The organism is Phytobacter sp. V91 (assembly GCF_965644225.1).
Classification (GTDB): domain Bacteria; phylum Pseudomonadota; class Gammaproteobacteria; order Enterobacterales; family Enterobacteriaceae; genus CBFFRJ01.
In genome coordinates, this window is the sequence record NZ_CBFFRJ010000065.1 from 1 (window position 1) to 18,054 (window position 18,054).

Genomic DNA, 18,054 nt, shown 5'->3' on the forward strand with positions numbered 1-18,054 from the left:
TGGGCGGCTCATGGTTTGTCGGCGCCTTTGAGGCGCTCACCCTAAAGCCTCCGGCTCTGCCGGAGGATACTTACTCCGACTTGTTTTTGAAGTGCCAGTAAATCGCGCCGCGTGTTACCCCCGCCGCCTGAGCAATATCAGCAAGGGAGGTTGAAGAGACGCCCTGTTGGGAAAAGAGGCGAATAGCCACATCAAGAATGTGCTGACGCGTTTCCAGAGCCTGTTGTTTGGGTTTTCGTGCCATATGTTGGTGAATTGACAGGAGTCAGATTTACATACATTTATGAATGTTTGTACCATAGCATGACGATAATATAAACGCAGCAATGGGTTTGGGATACGTGATCCATTGATCAATTTGAAATCGGACACTCGAGGTTTACATATGAACAAAAACAGAGGGTTTACGCCTCTGGCGGTCGTTCTGATGCTCTCAGGCAGCTTAGCGCTTACAGGATGTGACGAAAAATCTGCTCAGCAGGGAGCCGGGCAAATGCCGGAAGTGGGCGTGATCACGCTCAAAACTGAACCTCTACAGGTCACAACAGAACTTCCAGGCAGAACCAGTGCGTTCCGCGTTGCGGAAGTCCGTCCGCAGGTCAGTGGTATTATTTTAAAACGTAACTTCACCGAAGGCAGTGATATTGAAGCCGGTGTTTCGCTTTATCAGATTGATCCGGCCACTTACCAGGCCGCCTGGGAAAGTGCAAAAGGTGATTTAGCCAAAGCCCAGGCGGCGGCGAATATCGCGCAAATGACGGTTAACCGTTATCAGAAACTGCTGGGCACTAAATACATCAGCCAGCAGGATTACGATACGGCCCAGGCCGATGCGCAACAGGCTTCAGCGTCTGTTGTGGCAGCCAAAGCCGCAGTGGAAACCGCGCGTATTAACCTCGCGTACACCAAAGTCACGTCGCCAATCAGCGGTCGCATCGGTAAATCTTCCGTGACGGAAGGCGCTCTGGTGCAAACCGGCCAGACAACGGCGCTGTCCACCGTTCAGCAACTTGATCCGATCTATGTCGACGTTACCCAATCCAGCAACGATTACCTGCGTCTGAAACAGGAACTGGCAAACGGCACGCTGAAACAGGAAAACGGCAAAGCGAAAGTGGAGCTGGTAACCAACGACGGGACAAAGTATCCGCAAACCGGGACGCTGGAATTTTCTGACGTGACCGTTGATCAAACGACCGGCTCTATTACGCTGCGTGCTATTTTCCCGAACCCGGATATGACGCTGCTGCCAGGCCTGTTTGTTCGCGCGAAACTGGAAGAAGGCATTAACCCTCAGGCACTGCTGGTTCCGCAACAAGGGGTGACTCGTACTCCACGTGGCGAAGCAACAGCGATGGTTGTGGGTGAAGGCGATAAAGTAGAAGTTCGTCAGCTCACCGCTTCCCAGGCGATCGGTGACAAATGGCTGGTAACCAATGGCCTCAAAGCAGGCGATCGCGTCATTATCACGGGTTTGCAAAAAGTAAGGCCGGGCGCGCAGGTTAAAGCCCAGGAAGTGACGGCAGATAACAAAGAGCAAGCCCAGGCAGGTGAGCAGTCTCAGCCGTCTAAGTCTTAACTTAAACAGGAGCCGTTAAGACATGCCAAATTTCTTTATTGATCGCCCCATATTTGCGTGGGTGATCGCCATCATCATCATGCTGGCAGGGGGTCTTGCGATCCTGAAATTGCCCGTTGCGCAATATCCAACGATTGCGCCACCGGCAGTTCAGATTAGCGCGTCCTATCCAGGTGCTGATGCGAAAACGGTGCAGGACACCGTTACCCAGGTTATCGAACAGAATATGAACGGTATCGATGGCCTGCTGTATATGTCCTCCGCCAGTGATTCCTCTGGTACGGTGCAGATAACGATCACCTTTGATTCCGGTACTGATGCGGATATCGCGCAGGTTCAGGTGCAGAACAAACTGCAGCTGGCGATGCCGCTGTTACCGCAGGAAGTACAGCAACAGGGTGTAAGCGTTGAGAAGTCCTCCAGTAGCTTCCTGATGGTTGTCGGTATGATCAGCACCGATGGCTCCATGACCCAGGAAGATATTGCAGACTACGTCGGCGCTATCGTTAAAGACCCGGTCAGCCGTACAACAGGCGTGGGTGACGTGCAGCTGTTCGGTGCGCAGTATGCGATGCGTATCTGGATGGATCCGACCAAACTGAACAACTTCCAGCTGACGCCAGTGGACGTGATTGCGGCGATTAAAGCACAGAACGCCCAGGTCGCGGCAGGCCAGTTAGGCGGTACTCCGCCGGTGAAAGGCCAGCAGTTGAACGCCTCTATCATCGCGCAGACCCGTCTGACGTCGACCGAAGAGTTCGGCAAAATCATGCTGAAAGTGAATCAGGATGGTTCACAGGTTCGTCTGCGTGATGTGGCGAAGATTGAGCTGGGCGGCGAAAGCTATGACGTTATTGCCAGTTACAACGGTCAACCGGCATCTGGTCTGGGGATTAAACTTGCGACCGGTGCGAACGCCCTGGATACCGCTGCGGCAGTACGTAACACCATTGCCAAGCTGGAGCCGTTCTTCCCGCACGGTCTGAAAGTGGTTTACCCGTACGACACCACCCCGTTCGTTAAGATCTCCATCAACGAAGTGGTGAAAACCCTGGTTGAAGCGATCGTGCTGGTGTTCCTGGTCATGTACCTGTTCCTGCAGAATTTCCGTGCAACCCTGATTCCTACTATCGCGGTGCCGGTCGTCCTGTTGGGGACCTTCGCTATCCTCTCCATTTTTGGCTACTCGATAAACACCCTGACCATGTTTGGTATGGTGCTGGCGATAGGCCTGCTCGTCGATGACGCCATCGTGGTGGTGGAAAACGTCGAGCGTGTCATGATGGAAGAAGGTCTGCCGCCAAAAGAAGCCACGCGTAAATCAATGGGCCAGATTCAGGGCGCACTGGTGGGTATCGCGCTGGTGCTGTCAGCGGTATTTGTACCTATGGCCTTCTTCGGTGGTTCTACCGGTGCTATTTATCGCCAGTTCTCCATTACTATCGTTTCCGCGATGGTGCTGTCGGTTCTGGTGGCATTGATTCTGACCCCGGCGCTTTGCGCCACCATGCTTAAACCTATTGCTAAAGGCGATCACGGAGAAGGCAAGAAAGGCTTCTTCGGCTGGTTTAACCGCATGTTTGAAAAGAGTACCCACCACTACACCGACAGCGTAGGCAACATTCTGCGCAGTACCGGTCGTTATCTGGTGCTCTATATCCTGATCGTCGTCGGCATGGCATTCCTGTTTGTCCGTCTGCCAACCTCGTTCCTGCCAGATGAAGACCAGGGCGTTCTGTTAACCATGGCGCAACTGCCTGCAGGTGCAACCCAGGAACGTACGCAGAAAGTGCTTGATGAAGTGACGAAGTACTATCTGGATAACGAAAAAGACAACGTAAATTCCGTCTTTACCGTTAACGGCTTCGGCTTCTCAGGACGTGGTCAGAACACGGGTATCGCCTTCGTTTCGCTGAAAGACTGGTCAGAACGTCCGGGCGAAGAGAATAAAGTACCGGCTATCGCAGGTCGTGCAATGGGGCCATTCTCGCAGATTAAAGATGCGATGGTGTTTGCCTTTAACCTGCCGGCAATTGTTGAGTTAGGTACGGCAACCGGCTTCGACTTCCAGCTGATTGACCAGGCAAACCTGGGACATGAAAAACTGACTCAGGCGCGTAACCAGCTGTTTGGCGAAATCGCCCAACATCCGGATCTGCTGAGCCAGGTTCGTCCTAACGGTCTGGAAGATACACCGCAATTCAAGATCGATATCGATCAGGAAAAAGCGCAGGCGCTGGGTGTTTCCATCAGCGACATCAATACCACACTGGGCGCAGCCTGGGGCGGTAGCTATGTGAACGACTTTATCGACCGTGGTCGCGTGAAGAAAGTTTACCTGATGTCTGAAGCGAAATACCGCATGCTGCCAAACGATATTGGTAACTGGTATGTGCGTGGTTCTGATGGTCAGATGGTGCCGTTCTCCGCCTTCTCGACCACCCGTTGGGAATACGGTTCGCCGCGTCTTGAGCGTTACAACGGTCTGCCATCAATGGAACTTCTTGGCCAGGCCGCACCAGGTAAAAGTACCGGTGAAGCCATGGCGATGATGGAACAGCTGGCAGGCAAACTGCCAACGGGTATCGGTTATGACTGGACGGGGATGTCCTATCAGGAACGTCTCTCTGGTAACCAGGCGCCGGCGCTGTATGCCATCTCGCTGATTGTGGTGTTCCTGTGTCTGGCGGCATTGTACGAGAGCTGGTCGATTCCGTTCTCGGTTATGCTCGTCGTCCCACTGGGGGTTGTTGGCGCACTGCTTGCCGCCACCATGCGTGGTCTGGGCAATGACGTTTACTTCCAGGTAGGCCTGCTGACAACCATTGGCTTGTCGGCGAAGAACGCGATACTTATCGTCGAATTCGCCAAAGATCTAATGGATAAAGAAGGCAAAGGGTTGATTGAAGCGACGCTGGAAGCTGTACGTATGCGTCTGCGCCCTATCCTGATGACGTCTCTGGCGTTCATCCTCGGGGTTCTGCCGCTGGTTATCAGCTCTGGTGCAGGCAGTGGCGCACAAAACGCCGTCGGTACTGGCGTAATGGGCGGGATGATCACCGCAACCGTGCTGGCCATTTTCTTCGTTCCGGTGTTCTTTGTGGTGGTACGCCGCCGCTTTAGCCGCAGAACTGATGATCTGGAGCACAGCCATAAGGTTGAGCAACACTAAGTTGTACTAAAAAAAAGGCCGCGCAAGCGGCCTTTTTGTTATCTGCACGCCAACAAAATTAATACACTTATTGTCTGATTGTTTATTCTAATGATCATAAATAAGGCTTAGATTTATTGCGGCATTGTACGTACATTTTATATATCAAGTATTATTCCTAAATATCTGGTACAATCAGTTTAAGTAAGAATATTCTTAGGAATTTGTTACTCAGGATATTTAAAATAATCTTAAATACAGATTGCTCCTCGCTAACCTAATGAAGTTTAAGGATTATTGAAGCTCCCGTATCCTTAAACAAAATGCGCAGAGAGGCCGCGCAGAATCCGGGCCTTAGCAACCCCATGAGTAAAACGCAATAATTGTAATTTTTCGTAATAGCGCAATGAAATCTTTTTAAGACTGGCTTATAGTTAAATCAATGAGGAACGCCGCATTTGTCGCAGCTATCCTCAGAAGTCTCCATCCCGAGCAATGTTTGGTTAGTAAAAAAAATCGACTCAGAAGGGGATGCGTTATGGACGAATACTCGCCAAAAAGGCATGATATCGCGCAGCTTAAATTTCTCTGCGAAACGTTGTACCATGACTGCCTCGTGAATCTTGAAGAAAGCCATCATGGATGGGTCAACGATCCTACTTCAGCAAACAACTTGCAGTTAAATGAGTTGATTGAACATATAGCAACCTTCGCGCTTAATTATAAAATTAAGTATAATGAAGATAATAAGTTGATTGAGCAGATAGATGAATACCTGGACGATACGTTTATGTTGTTCAGTAGCTATGGCATCAATACACAAGACTTGCAGAAATGGCGCAAATCAGGCAACCGCTTGTTTCGCTGCTTCGTCAATGTGAGCAAGGTTAACCCTGTTAGCCACCCTTGTTAAAATATTACAACCAGAAAAGGTACATTTATGTCTGATAAGCCATTAACCAAAGTTGATTATTTGATGCGTCTGCGACGTTGTCAGACAATTGACACCCTGGAACGCGTTATTGAAAAAAATAAATACGAACTTCCTGATGACGAACTAACGGTGTTTTATTCAGCAGCCGATCACCGCCTTGCGGAACTGACGATGAATAAACTCTACGACAAAATCCCCTCCTCAGTGTGGAAATTTGTACGCTAGTCCACGACGCTGTTAATTATGGCTTCAGTTTTATCCTTCGTTTTCGCAGGTACGTGTCATCCTTACGAATGAAGAAAAATGATTTCCGGGCAAACCTGGCCTCATCATCAAAACTACGCCTGTAAAACTGAAGAAAGTGGTGTAACTGTTATCTTTTTTTGCGGCAAAACTGTTACTTTTTTCACACAATATGGCAACTTAAAATAGGTTATCCCCTGCATAACAGATAATCCGAAGGCGTCAGATGACAGAGATCCAGCGGCTGCTCAGTAAAACCATTGACGACATTAACCAGCGCGAAAAGCGTGATAATCGTCCACGATTTAGCATCAGTTTTATTCGCAAACATCCTGGGCTTTTTGTCGGTATGTATATCGCATGGCTGGCAACCCTTGCCGTTATGCTCCAGTCCGAAACCTTATCAGGCTCGGTATGGCTGCTGATTTTTTTGTTTGTCCTGTTAAACGCCTTTTTCTTTTTTGATGTTTATCCGCGCTACCGCTACGACGACATCGATGTGCTGGACTTTCGCGTTTGCTACAACGGCGAATGGTACAACACGCGTTTTGTCCCGCCGGAACTGATAAGCGATATTCTCGCCTCGCCAGGCGTGGATGTGGACAGCAAATCACAGTTGCAGAAAATGGTTGCCCGCAAAGGGGAATTATCGTTTTACGATGTCTTCACGCTTGCCCGTCCCGGTACTGTGCAATAAGACGACTGAGTGTGCGAACAGCCGTTGGAAACAGGCTGGCGGAAGTATTGCCATAGCCAATCACCAACCCGGCTGAATCTCGCGACGGCGTGAGATAGAAACGACTGAGCGCATGAGGCGCAAGGCTAAACCTGCGCGCCTCACGCACAATCGCCAGATCGTCAACGCCAGGCAGAGCGAGCGTCAAATGCAATCCGCCACCCCCGCCCAGGATCTGATAGGGTATTTCCACCTGCGTAAGTATGCTTTCCCGCAACTGTTCCTGCCGCCTGCGGTATAGCCGCCGCATCGCCGCCAGATGGCGCGCATAATGACCGTCTTCAATAAACTGCGCTAACGCCAGCTGTTCAGCGCGATGTCCACCTCGCAGCAGACTATTAATAACCGGAGCCGCCGCCTGCGCAAGCGCCGGAGGCATCACCATAAAGCCAATGCGCAGCGCGGGGAACAGCGTCTTACTGAAGGTGCCTAAATAGACCACCGGAGGGTTTGGCATCATCCCCAGCATCGCGGGAACAGGGTCGCCGGGATAACGAAACTCACTGTCATAATCATCTTCGATAATCCAGCTTCCGGCACGCCGGGCAGCGTCCAGCAACTGCAAGCGCCGGGCGGCGCTCATGATATAGCCCAGCGGATATTGATGTGACGGCGAGGTATAGATAATCCGCGGCAATGGCGCATCTTTCGGCAGCGTCATGCCTTCGCCGTCGAGCGCGATTCCGCTGACACGTAAACCTGCCGCCAGAAATGCGCTTTTTACGCCGTTATAGCCAGGCTCCTCAACCCAGGCGTTATCTCCAGGATCGCACAGCAGATGGATACACAGCATCAGGGCATCCTGAGCCCCTTCCGTGATAACAATCTGTTCCGCTTCACAGTGAATGCCGCGCGCCAACGCCAGATGGCGGGCAATCGCGGCACGCAAGCGCCCTTCTCCCGGCGAATCGCCATAGCCCAACAACTGGCTACCATTATCGCGCCAGATACGGTCCATCAGCCTGCGCCAGGTCGCCACCGGAAAGTAATTCACCGCAGGCAAGCCCGGGGTCAGAGCCAAAGCCGGGGCATGACGAATGGTTCCCTGCGGCAACCCTTGTACCCTGCTTGCCAGCGAGACAGGCGGCGTTTTATCTGCCACGGGCGCACTGGCAAGCATCAGCACGCGAGTGCCCTGCCGCTCACGCACGACAAAGCCTTCAATGGTGAGCTGCTCCAGCGCGGCATTAACCGTATTTCGCGAAATACCCAGCTCTTTGGCGAGCACACGCGATCCCGGCAACAGGCTTTAGGCCTTAAGCGTGCCGCTCAGAATGGCATCACGCAGCGTCAGGTAGATAACCCGCTGGCGGGTTAAGCCCGCACGTCCGAGAAGTGCCGGGCGCAGCAGCGCCTGGAGTGCATCGTCCGGAATGTTCATTGTTGCCTCCCTGGTGGTTCCATAAAAATATAGCCTGATGGCACTTCTTATGGAACCAGTGAACCCCTACGCTTGGCTGAAACCAACAAAGGAGACAACATGAGCCAACTGAATCAATACGGACAACCGGTGGGTGACGCCCTTACGGGCTGGCTGCCCCGCCCTTTTCCACAGCGCGTGATCCTTGAGGGCCAATATTGTCGTCTCGAACCCCTGCGGGTCGAGAGTGCCGCAGCGCTTTTTGCCGCTTACAGTCTGAACGGGGATGGAAGAAGCTGGACCTGGCTGTTGCGCGAACCGGATAACGACGTGGGATCCTTTACCGCATGGGTCGCCAGCGTCTGTGAATTGCAGGATCCCATTCATTTCGCCGTCATCGATAAACAGACGCAGTCGCCCGTTGGCACTCTGGCTTTGATGCGGATTGATGCAAAAAACGGCGTTATAGAAGTCGGGCATGTCCATTTTTCGCCGCTGCTGACTCGTACACCGGCCTCGACTGAAGCACAGTGGCTGTTGATGCGCTACGCCATGGAAACCCTGGGCTACCGTCGTTACGAGTGGAAATGCAACAGTCTGAACGAACCCTCACGGCGCGCCGCCCTGCGGTTAGGTTTTCAGTTTGAAGGGCGTTTTCGCCAGGCGCTGGTCATTAAAGGACACAATCGGGATACAGACTGGTTTTCGGTTATCGATAGTGACTGGCCGCAACTCGATAAGGCTTTAAGAAAATGGCTTGCCGCCGACAATTTCACTGCCGACGGCAAGCAACGGTATTCCCTGGAAAGCTTGCGCAATTAACGTTTTTTCTTTCTGCCCTGTACGGCTTTAAAGCGCGGGTTAGATTTGCAAATCACATACAGACGCCCCTTGCGCTTGACTATCTGGCAGTCAGGGTGGCGTTGTTTAGCGCTGCGTAAAGAGTTAAGTACCTGCATAATTTAGTCCCGTTTAGTGCCAATAAAACGACCGAAACGCTGCTGGAAGCGCGCAGCACTCCCCTCGTTGCCCACCACTTTCTGCTTACCGGTGTAATACGGATGTGATGCAGAAGAAACATCCAGCGTCACGTACGGCCAGGTTTTGCCATCAAGTTCAATTTCACGATCGGTTTTGATCGTCGAGCCAACTTTGAAGTACTCGTTCGCACTGGTGTCATGAAACACCACGGTGCGGTAGTACGGGTGAATATCGGGTTTCATCTCTTTCTCGCATGCATTGTTATAACATAACAAAAGTCTAGCGAATTTATTGTGCCATAGCAACACCTGCGCTTTAGCTGTTTTTCGCAAAAGCTACGAACCCTGCCCGGTCATAAATTAGAAAAGAAGGTTATTGGTTGAATTTTTTGGCTTAGGGCAAGCTGCACCTAAACCACATGTGAGGAAAGCATCATGATGCGCTGCTGTTGTGCCGAACCCCGGACTCTAAAAAGAACTGACACCTGCGACCCTTTATTCGGAGTACACAATGAACGCCACCACATTACCTGTCCTCAACCTCTCAAGGTACTTCAATCCCGCTCAGCGGGATGACTTTCTCGAAGAGCTGCGCAGCGCCGCACGCGATATTGGTTTCTTCTATCTCACCCATCATGGTGTCAACGCTGACCTTCAGCACGCCGTTCAACAGGAAGCCCGACGCTTTTTTGCCTTAAATGATGAGCAAAAGCAGCAAGTGGCGATGATCCACTCCCCGCATTTTCGTGGCTACAACCGCGCGGCATCCGAGCTGACCAGAGGAAAACCCGACTGGCGTGAACAATTTGATATTGGCGCGGAGCGCCCGGCGCTTCTGGTGAGCGACAACGATCCGCGCTGGCGTCGATTGCAGGGGCCCAATCTGTGGCCGCAGGAACAGCCAACGCTTAAGAGCACGCTGCTTGAGTGGCAAAAATCGATGACCGAAATGGCCACCGTACTGCTACGTGCCTTTGCGCAAGCGCTGAATTTACCTGCCGATGCCTTTGATGCGCTGTACGGCGATAAACCCAATGAGCATATCAAACTGATTCGTTATCCCGGCCAGCAGAGCAACGAAAGCTCCCAGGGCGTGGGGGCGCATAAAGATTCCGGCTTCCTGAGCTTCCTGTTGCAGGATGAACAAAAAGGATTGCAGGTCGAGATTTCACCGGACAACTGGATTGATGCCACCCCGCTGCCCGGCAGCTTTGTGGTCAATATCGGTGAATTGCTGGAGCTGGCAACCAATGGCTACCTGCGGGCCACGGTACACCGTGTGGTCTCCCCGCCCGCCGGACGAGATCGCCTGTCTGTCGCCTTTTTCCTCGGCGCGCAACTGGATGCAGTCGTGCCGGTATTTGCCCTGCCTGAAGCACTGGCGCGCGATGCGCAGGGCCCGGAAAGCGATCCGCACAATCCACTGTTACGCGACGTGGGCTGGAACTATCTGAAGGGACGTTTACGTTCTCACCCGGATGTGGCTGAACGTTACTACCGCGATGTGCTGCGCGAACGCAGTGAACAATTGATCGTCTGACACCATAACAACATAAAGGAAACACATCATGAAAAATGCCGCGTTTAAACTGGCAGGGGTCGCATTATCTCTTTCTCTGGCATGGAGCTCTGCGCAAGCTGAAACACTGCGTATCGCCGCGGATCCTGTTCCGCACGCTGAGATCCTTAATTACGTTAAAAAACTGGATCCGAAACTGGATATTAAAATTGTTGAGCTTACCAGCGGCGCAAACGCCAATGAGCTGCTGGCAAGCGGCGACGTCGATGCCAACTACTTCCAGCATGTGCCTTACCTGAAAAGTCAGGAAAAGGCACTGGGTAAAAACTTTGCCGTCGCCGCCACGGTACATATTGAGCCATTGGGCATTTACTCGCACAAATACAAAGACTTTAAATCCGTGCCGGATGGCTCCACCGTTGCGGTGCCGAACAACGTCACTAACCTGAGCCGCGCGCTGTTCCTGCTGCAAAGTCAGGGCTTGATTAAACTCGATGCGAAGTTCACCGATCCGGCCAGCACCCTGGCAACGCCAAAAGATATTGTTGAAAACCCGAAGCATCTGAAAATTCTGGAAGTAGAGTCGCCACAGATCCCGCGTTCACTTGATGATGTTGCGCTGGCGGTCATTAATGGCAACTATGCCCTGGAAGCGGGCTTATCTCCGGCTAAAGATGCGCTGGGTCTGGAGAGTGCAGACCATAACCCGTACGCCAATATTCTGGTGACCAACCCGGCGCTTGCCAATGATCCACGAATCAAAGAACTGGCAAAAGACCTCACCTCTCCGCAGGTCGCCGAGTTTATTCGTAAAACGTACAACGGCTCAGTGATCCCGGTCGCCCCGCAGTCATGATTGAGATTGACGGGCTGAGCAAACGCTATGCCGGAACAGGCCGACCGGCGCTCAACAACGTATCGCTGAGCATTCCCAAAGGGGCTATTTATGGCATCCTCGGGCGTAGCGGTGCGGGGAAAAGCACCCTGATCCGCTGTCTCAACCTGCTGGAGCGGCCCACTACGGGCCGCATCATCATCAACGGTCACGACATCACTCAGCTCGACAAAGCCGGGCTTCGCGAACACCGCCTGCGTACCGGGATGATTTTCCAGCATTTTAACCTGCTGCATGCGCGTACGGTGGCAGATAACGTCGCCGTCCCGCTGGAAATCGCCGGGACCCCAAAAGCACTGCGTCGGGAGCGCGTGGAAGAGTTGCTGTGGCTGGTCGGGCTGAGCGATAAAGCCCAGGCTTTTCCCTCGCAGCTCTCCGGCGGGCAGAAACAGCGTGTCGGTATCGCCAGAGCGCTGGCAGCCCGCCCGGATGTATTGCTTTGCGATGAAGCCACCAGCGCGCTGGATCCGGAGACCACCGCATCCGTGCTTGCGCTGCTGGCGGATATCAACCAGAAGCTGAAATTGACGATCGTGCTTATCACCCATGAACTGGAAGTGGTGAAGACGCTTTGCGACCATGCCTCCTTGCTGGAAAACGGTGAAGTGATTGAGAGCGGAAAAATCGCCGATCTGCTGGTTGCGCCCTGGTCAAAATTACGCAGCGCACTGCTGCACGATCCGCAGGCGGAACGGGATTTCCTCGCCCGCCACGGTTTTAACGGGAGGCCTTTATGCGGGGTAGCATGAGTTGGGAAGATCTCTGGCCGTTACTGTTCGACGGCACGCTGGAGACCATGTATATGGTGGCGCTGGCCGCGCTTTTTACCGTACTTATCGGCCTGCCGCTGGGTGTGCTGCTGTTTATCTCCCGCCGCAACGGGCTGGTGCCGATGCCACGGCTCAATGCCCTGCTGGGGGCGGTGGTCAATTTCGGTCGGTCGTTGCCGTTTATCGTCCTGCTGATTGCGCTTATCCCGTTCACCCGCTTGCTTATCGGCACCACGCTTGGCAGTACCGCCGCCATCGTGCCCATTACCATCGGTGCTTTTCCCTTCTTCGCCCGCTTAACGGAAAGTGCGCTGGATGAAGTTGACTACGGACGCATCGAAGCCATTTTATCTATGGGCGGCAGCCCCTGGCATGTGATTGCCAAAGCGCTGCTGCCGGAAGCCCTGCCGACCTTACTGGCAGGGATAACGCTGACCGTGGTGATGTTGATTGGCTTCTCATCCATGGCCGGAGTCATTGGCGGCGGCGGGTTGGGCGATCTTGCTATCCGCTATGGTTACCAGCGTTTTAACGATCAGGTGATGCTGGGAACGGTGGTGATTTTGTTAATCATGGTGCAGGGCGTGCAAATGGCAGGCGACCATCTGGTGCGCCGCCTGGCGCACCGACGTTAAGACGTTATTCGGCCACCTCTTTGCTCACAAGCCAGGTGGTCAAAATAAATGACAGCGCCAGCGCCATCACCACGCCGGAGAGGGCGTAGATCAGATATGGGCCAATGTAGGCGGGCAGGCTAAAAATGCTCGACAGAATGTAGCCATACAGGCGAACGCCAAAGAAGGCGATAAACGCAGAGGCCAGGGAGCTTGCTACCGTCGCGGCAATAAAGGCCTTTTTATAGCGTGTCAGTACCCCAAACAGCGCCGGTTCCGTAATGCCCAACAGCGCGGAGATAGCCGCAGAAAGGGTAACGGTCTTATCCTGGCGGTTTTTGCTGAGCCGCCAGATGGCGAAGGTCGATCCGGCAATCGCCATATTGGCCATAAACATCATCGGCATCAGCATGTCGTATCCGCGCTCACTGAAGTTTTGCAAAGCAATTGGCGTCATTGCGTGATGCATTCCGGTCAGGATCGCCACCGGACGAATCGCGCCGACCACCAGCCCGGCAAAACTGGCCGAAATGCCAAACAAACCCTCGATAAACCACGCCAGCGCCTTACCAAGATAAATGCCAATCGGCCCAATAATCACCAGCGCCGCCAGTGCCCCCAGAAACAGCGTCAGGGTTGGCGTAAAGACGGTTTTCAACACCTCAGGCATGATCCTGTCGACCCAGCGGTGGATATAACTCAGTGCCAGGATGGAGAAAATGACCGGGATCACGCTGGAGGCATAGTTAAACACCGACACCGGCAGAGCGTTCAGTAGCCAGAAGGCGCTCACCGCCCCATCCTGGTGGGCCGCCAGGGCTTTCGCCGCATCAATCAGCGACGGGTACATTAAACAGGCAGCCACCGCTGCGGCCAGGTATTCGTTGGTTTTGAAAATTTTCGCTGCCGAAACGGCAAGGAAAAACGGCAGAAAGTAAAAAACACCGCTGGCGATCAAATCAATAATGACCACGGTATCGCTTTTTGCCGAGACGACCTTGAGGGCAATAAGTCCCGCCAGCAATCCTTTAATCATCCCGGCACCGGCGATTGCCGGCACTATCGGGCCAAAGACGCCGGAGACGGTATCCATAAACATCGATACCAGACTTTTGCCCCCTTTCGCCTGCGCAACAGATGGCGCTTTATTGCCCAGCACCGTCAGCATTTGCTCGTACCAGCTATTTACTTTTGGCCCGATAACAATCTGAAACTGATCGCTCTGCAACTGCGCACCCAGTACGCCAGGCAGTGCTTTAATGGCCCCTTGATCCACTTTATTGTCGTCAATCAGATCAAAGCGTAAGCGCGTCATGCAATGCCAGACATTGTTGATATTATCTTGTCCACCCACCAGTCGGATAATATTGTTGATGGCCTCTTGCGTTCCCATAAAAGCTCCTGCACGAATATCGTCGTTTTAATACTTGCCTCAAAGGGTAAAGAAAGAAAAACGCTAAAACAAACCAATAAATCATGAGCTACATCACAATTCGCCATACCAAAGAACATAAAACAGCCGACAACATAGAATTGGTATGGTTTTTAATTAAAAATAACAAAATAACTTACCAAAATATTTATCAAAAAAAGTGTTTACCTTTACTAAAAATTAAGCGGAAGATAATAACCATTCTGGCTTATCACATTGTTGTAAAGGAGTCTCCTGGTGACGCCAACCCTTATCCAAAATGTCGAATGTTTTATCACCCGTCCGGACAGACACAATCTGGTTGCCGTCCGTATCACAACCGATAAAGGCGTGACCGGCCACGGCTGCGCCACCTTTCAGCAGCGACCGCTGGCAGTGAAAACCCTGGTGGATGAGTATCTGAAGCCGTTGCTTATCGGGCGTGATGCCAACCATATTGAAGATCTGTGGCAGATGATGAACGTTAACGCATACTGGCGTAATGGCCCGGTGATGAATAACGCCATTTCCGGTGTCGATATGGCACTGTGGGATATCAAAGGTCAACTGGCTGGCATGCCACTCTACCAGCTGCTGGGTGGGCAATCGCGCACGGCTATCCCGGCCTACAGCCATGCCAGCGGCGAAACGCTTGAGGAACTTTTCACAAGCGTGGATCGTCTGCGCGAACAGGGCTATCGCCATATCCGCTGTCAGTTGGGTTTTTACGGCGGCACGCCTGAGCAACTCCACACTCCGCACAATCCAACGCCGGGCGCGTATTTCGACCAGCATGAGTATATGAGCAACACCATTGCCATGTTTAAAGCACTGCGTGAAAAGTACGGTTTTGGCCTGCACATTTTGCATGATGTTCATGAACGCCTGTTTCCGCAGCAGGCGGTGCACCTGGCAAAACAACTGGAAGCCTGGCAGCCCTATTTTCTCGAAGATATTTTACCACCCCAGCAGAGCGGCTGGTTTGAACAGGTGCGCCAGCACAGCAGCATTCCGCTGGCGATGGGGGAGTTATTTAATAATCCGGCAGAATGGCATGAATTGATTGTGAATCGCCGTATCGATTTTATCCGTTGCCATATTTCACAAATCGGTGGCATCACTCCGGCCCTGAAGCTTGCCGTATTGTGCCAGGCATTCGGCGTACGCCTCGCCTGGCATGGTCCTGGCGATATGACGCCCATTGGCGTGGCGGTGAATACCCATTTGAATATTCACCTGCACAATGCCGCCATTCAGGAGTACATTCCGCGCTCGTCAGCAACCGACGCGGTCTTCCCTGGCGCGCCGGTGGTCAAAGAAGGGTTTGTTTACCCGACGCAGACGCCGGGCATCGGAGTGACATTTAACGAAGAAGAAGGATTGCGCTATCCGGTGCTGTATCGCCCGCATGAGTGGACGCAGAGTCGTCTGCCGGATGGCACAATCCATACGCCTTAATTCAGGTCTCACCTTTGCGAAAGGCGAGGTTCTGGCGGTTGTGCGGGATAACATAAGTACAGCTATAATTGATGTCGATAATATCGCTGACTTCATACACCCGCCCGCCTTCGAGGATCCCGCGGTTACTGATGTGCATGGCCGGGCTGCCTTTTTTGCAGCCCAGCAGTGTCGCCTGCTCCCGGCCGACCAGCACCGCACGGTAGGTCGTCAGCATATGGGAAATCTGGTAGCCCTTTGTCAGCACATATTGCTGGAGCGAACTTTCAATTACCTGCTGATTTAAATCGGTAAACCCCTCTACCGGCATACGGGTAATTTCAATCTGCACCGCCTCTTCATCAACGAAACGCAGGCGGCAAAACTGCCAGATAAAGCTCTCATCACTCAGACCGAAGATCTGCTGTTCATCACGGTCGGGCCGCTTCTTGTGCAGGCTGACCATGCGAAAACGGATTTGATCGAAGCGCTTTTCAGTGATCGAGTTATAAACCAGTGGATTATTACGCGCCTGTTCGTTGATCCAGCACCCGGAACCCTGCACGATGCGCACGACGCCAATGCTGGCTAATTTCTCAATGGCCTGACGCACGGTAAAACGGGAGACGCCATATTCTTCAGCCAGTTGTCTTTCAGGGGGAAGTTTGCGCGGACCAGACTCAGTGAACTGGTAAATTTTGCTAAGGAGATCCTGGGTTACAAATTCTTTTTTCTTCATCCCGCAATTCCTGAAAGAAATCAATCATCGTCGCGTGTTATAACATTTATGGGTTTCAAAAATGCATGTTTCTCAGTATCGAACAGGGATTTTTGGTCATGACAAACCGACGATTGGTTAGCCTTGTTACAGGTGTACTCCTTTTCGCCGTTCTCTTGCCAGTGGCACTGAGCGTTTGGCTCTCCCATCGCCAGGCAGAAGAAACATTTATGAATGAGCTGGATACCTTTTCCAGGCTGGTGAAAATGCGCGCGGAGAAAGTGGTCAATCAGGGTAAAAATGCCCTGCGGCAGCTGGACCGCTTCGACGGCGTTCCCTGTAGCCCGCAACACTTGCTGGCGATGCGCCGGATTTCCTACACCTTTCGCTACGCGCAGGAGGTGATTTACCTTGAAGACAGCATGCCACAGTGCTCATCGCTGGAAATCGGCAGCGAGGCAACGGCGTTTCCCCCGCCGGAGATGGTGACCAGCGATGGATTTCGCGCCTGGCTCACCAACCACAACGACCTTGGTCTGACGCAGTATATGGTCGCAATCGGCACGGAACATCACATCATCATGACCGATCCGTTGTCGTTTATTGATGTGCTGTCATCCGGAGCCTGGCCTGTCAATGTCGCCCTTGTCGGTATCAAAAGTAAGCGGCTGATCACCAGCAATAGTCAGGCCCCAGGTATGGACGTGCTACAGCACATCTCGGCACAACATCCGGTTCAGATGCAGGCCAACAATGCGGCATGGAACATCATGCCGGTGCCGGAGATGGGGATTGCCATTATCACCTGGGCGTCACTCGCGCCGCTGGAGACCAGTTGGCTGCGGCTACTGATTATCTGGCTGCCCGTCGGGGTATTACTGAGCCTGGCTATCGCCCTTTTTTAATTCGTATTCTGCGTCGGCTGCAATCTCCCAGTTCCCGCCTGTTGGATGCCATCCGGGCCCGTGAGGTGGAGATGTTCTACCAGCCGATCGTCTCCCTCAGCGACGGTAAGATTGTGGGGGCGGAAGCACTGGTTCGTTGGCCGCAAAGCGACGGCAGTTTTCTCTCGCCGGACACCTTCATTCCGCTGGCTGAGCAAACAGGCCTGATGCCGCAACTGACAGCGCTTATCATTGAAAAAGTGTTTGAAGATATGGGCCCCTGGCTCAAGGCGCACCCGGAGCAGCATGTTTCCATCAATCTCGAACCCCCGGACTTACTGACTTCCATGGTGCCAAAGCACATCAGCCAGCTACTCGAGCAGTGGCAGCTTTCCTCATCGCAGATAGCTCTGGAGGTGACCGAACGCGGTTTTGCCGATCCGGCCACCAGCATGCCGACCATTTCCACGCTGCGCGCCGCCGGGCACGCTATCTATATCGACGATTTTGGCACCGGCTACTCAAGCCTGAGTTATCTACAGGATCTGGATGTCGATATTATCAAAATCGACAAATCTTTCGTCGATGCGCTGGAGTATAAAAATATGACCACCCATATCGTCGAAATAGCCAAAGCGCTAAAACTGGCGATGGTGGCGGAGGGCATCGAAACCGAAGGCCAACTGGCCTGGCTGTACCAGCATGGCGTGCAATATGGCCAGGGCTGGCTGTACAGCAAAGCGCTGGCAAAAGAGGCCTTTTTTAACTGGGCGGATAAAAACCTCAACACGCCCTGAGTTTGCTACCTTTTAAACAGGTAAAC

Annotated in this window: 15 protein-coding genes and 3 pseudogenes; 12 read left to right on the forward strand and 6 right to left on the reverse strand. The window is 52.8% G+C overall.

The annotated features are described in order from the left end of the window. Positions 1–73: 73 nt before the first annotated feature. A pseudogene (locus ACSZO4_RS14320) lies at positions 74–244 on the reverse strand (TetR family transcriptional regulator); the annotation flags it as partial. 141 nt (positions 245–385) lie between these two features. Between ACSZO4_RS14320 and acrA the strand changes: the two are divergent. The 5 genes from acrA (at position 386) to ACSZO4_RS14345 (ending at position 6,604) form a co-directional block, all read left to right on the forward strand. Then, positions 386–1,579: a multidrug efflux RND transporter periplasmic adaptor subunit AcrA gene (gene acrA / locus ACSZO4_RS14325; protein WP_437889676.1), complete on the forward strand. Its 1,194-nt coding sequence runs from the start codon at positions 386–388 to the stop codon at positions 1,577–1,579. A gap of 22 nt (positions 1,580–1,601) precedes the next feature. Continuing rightward, a complete protein-coding gene (acrB, locus tag ACSZO4_RS14330; protein ID WP_437889678.1) occupies positions 1,602–4,751 on the forward strand; it encodes a multidrug efflux RND transporter permease subunit AcrB in 3,150 nt (1,049 codons plus the stop codon). Between the two features lie 517 nt (positions 4,752–5,268). Then, positions 5,269–5,643 carry an Hha toxicity modulator TomB gene (gene tomB, locus ACSZO4_RS14335; protein ID WP_437889680.1) on the forward strand — a complete coding sequence of 125 codons (375 nt, stop codon included), beginning with the start codon at positions 5,269–5,271 and terminating at the stop codon, positions 5,641–5,643. A gap of 27 nt (positions 5,644–5,670) precedes the next feature. After that, entirely contained in the window at positions 5,671–5,889 is a 219-nt protein-coding gene (locus ACSZO4_RS14340; RefSeq protein WP_437889682.1) for an HHA domain-containing protein, read from the forward strand. Between the two features lie 244 nt (positions 5,890–6,133). Next, entirely contained in the window at positions 6,134–6,604 is a 471-nt protein-coding gene (locus tag ACSZO4_RS14345; RefSeq protein ID WP_437889684.1) for a YlaC family protein, read from the forward strand. Here the strand turns inward: ACSZO4_RS14345 and ACSZO4_RS14350 are convergent. Then, a pseudogene (locus tag ACSZO4_RS14350) lies at positions 6,573–8,024 on the reverse strand (PLP-dependent aminotransferase family protein). The gene ACSZO4_RS14345 and the pseudogene ACSZO4_RS14350 overlap by 32 nt on opposite strands. 99 nt (positions 8,025–8,123) lie before the next feature. Here ACSZO4_RS14350 and ACSZO4_RS14355 point away from each other — a divergent pair. Then, complete coding sequence (locus tag ACSZO4_RS14355; RefSeq protein WP_437889686.1) at positions 8,124–8,825, forward strand: GNAT family N-acetyltransferase; 702 nt, start codon at positions 8,124–8,126, stop codon at positions 8,823–8,825. Here the strand turns inward: ACSZO4_RS14355 and ykgO are convergent. Beyond that, positions 8,822–8,962, reverse strand: coding sequence for a type B 50S ribosomal protein L36 (ykgO, locus tag ACSZO4_RS14360; protein WP_006818844.1), 141 nt, complete (start codon positions 8,960–8,962; stop codon positions 8,822–8,824). The two genes, ACSZO4_RS14355 and ykgO, sit on opposite strands and share 4 nt — an antisense overlap. 3 nt (positions 8,963–8,965) lie before the next feature. Beyond that, a complete protein-coding gene (locus ACSZO4_RS14365; protein ID WP_437889688.1) occupies positions 8,966–9,226 on the reverse strand; it encodes a type B 50S ribosomal protein L31 in 261 nt (86 codons plus the stop codon). A gap of 268 nt (positions 9,227–9,494) precedes the next feature. On the opposite strand from ACSZO4_RS14365, the gene ACSZO4_RS14370 reads away from it, so the two are divergent. From ACSZO4_RS14370 to ACSZO4_RS14385, 4 genes are read left to right on the forward strand one after another with little or no spacing between them, the layout of a single operon-like run. Beyond that, on the forward strand, positions 9,495–10,523 hold the full coding sequence (locus ACSZO4_RS14370) for an isopenicillin N synthase family dioxygenase (RefSeq protein WP_437889690.1): 1,029 nt from the start codon (positions 9,495–9,497) through the stop codon (positions 10,521–10,523). Positions 10,524–10,551: 28 nt separating this feature from the next. Then, the gene (locus ACSZO4_RS14375) at positions 10,552–11,358 is read left to right on the forward strand and encodes a MetQ/NlpA family ABC transporter substrate-binding protein (RefSeq protein WP_437889692.1); all 807 of its coding nucleotides are present in this window, start codon (positions 10,552–10,554) and stop codon (positions 11,356–11,358) included. Further along, positions 11,355–12,146 (forward strand): methionine ABC transporter ATP-binding protein, encoded by a 792-nt coding sequence (locus tag ACSZO4_RS14380; RefSeq protein WP_437889694.1) that lies wholly within the window; start codon positions 11,355–11,357, stop codon positions 12,144–12,146. The genes ACSZO4_RS14375 and ACSZO4_RS14380 overlap by 4 nt, the downstream gene beginning before the upstream one ends. After that, entirely contained in the window at positions 12,143–12,802 is a 660-nt protein-coding gene (locus ACSZO4_RS14385; protein ID WP_437889720.1) for a methionine ABC transporter permease, read from the forward strand. Before ACSZO4_RS14380 ends, ACSZO4_RS14385 begins: the two co-directional genes overlap by 4 nt. A 4-nt stretch (positions 12,803–12,806) precedes the next feature. Here the strand turns inward: ACSZO4_RS14385 and ACSZO4_RS14390 are convergent, their stop codons facing one another. Next, the gene (locus ACSZO4_RS14390; RefSeq protein ID WP_437889696.1) at positions 12,807–14,174 is read right to left on the reverse strand and encodes a PTS transporter subunit EIIC; all 1,368 of its coding nucleotides are present in this window, start codon (positions 14,172–14,174) and stop codon (positions 12,807–12,809) included. Positions 14,175–14,450: 276 nt separating this feature from the next. Here ACSZO4_RS14390 and ACSZO4_RS14395 point away from each other — a divergent pair, with 276 nt between their 5' ends. After that, positions 14,451–15,650 carry an enolase C-terminal domain-like protein gene (locus ACSZO4_RS14395; protein ID WP_437889698.1) on the forward strand — a complete coding sequence of 400 codons (1,200 nt, stop codon included), beginning with the start codon at positions 14,451–14,453 and terminating at the stop codon, positions 15,648–15,650. Position 15,651: 1 nt separating this feature from the next. Here the strand turns inward: ACSZO4_RS14395 and ACSZO4_RS14400 are convergent, their stop codons facing one another. Continuing rightward, the gene (locus ACSZO4_RS14400) at positions 15,652–16,368 is read right to left on the reverse strand and encodes a GntR family transcriptional regulator (protein WP_437889700.1); all 717 of its coding nucleotides are present in this window, start codon (positions 16,366–16,368) and stop codon (positions 15,652–15,654) included. Positions 16,369–16,466: 98 nt separating this feature from the next. On the opposite strand from ACSZO4_RS14400, the pseudogene ACSZO4_RS14405 reads away from it, so the two are divergent. Then, a pseudogene (locus tag ACSZO4_RS14405) lies at positions 16,467–18,028 on the forward strand (EAL domain-containing protein). Positions 18,029–18,054: the final 26 nt, after the last annotated feature.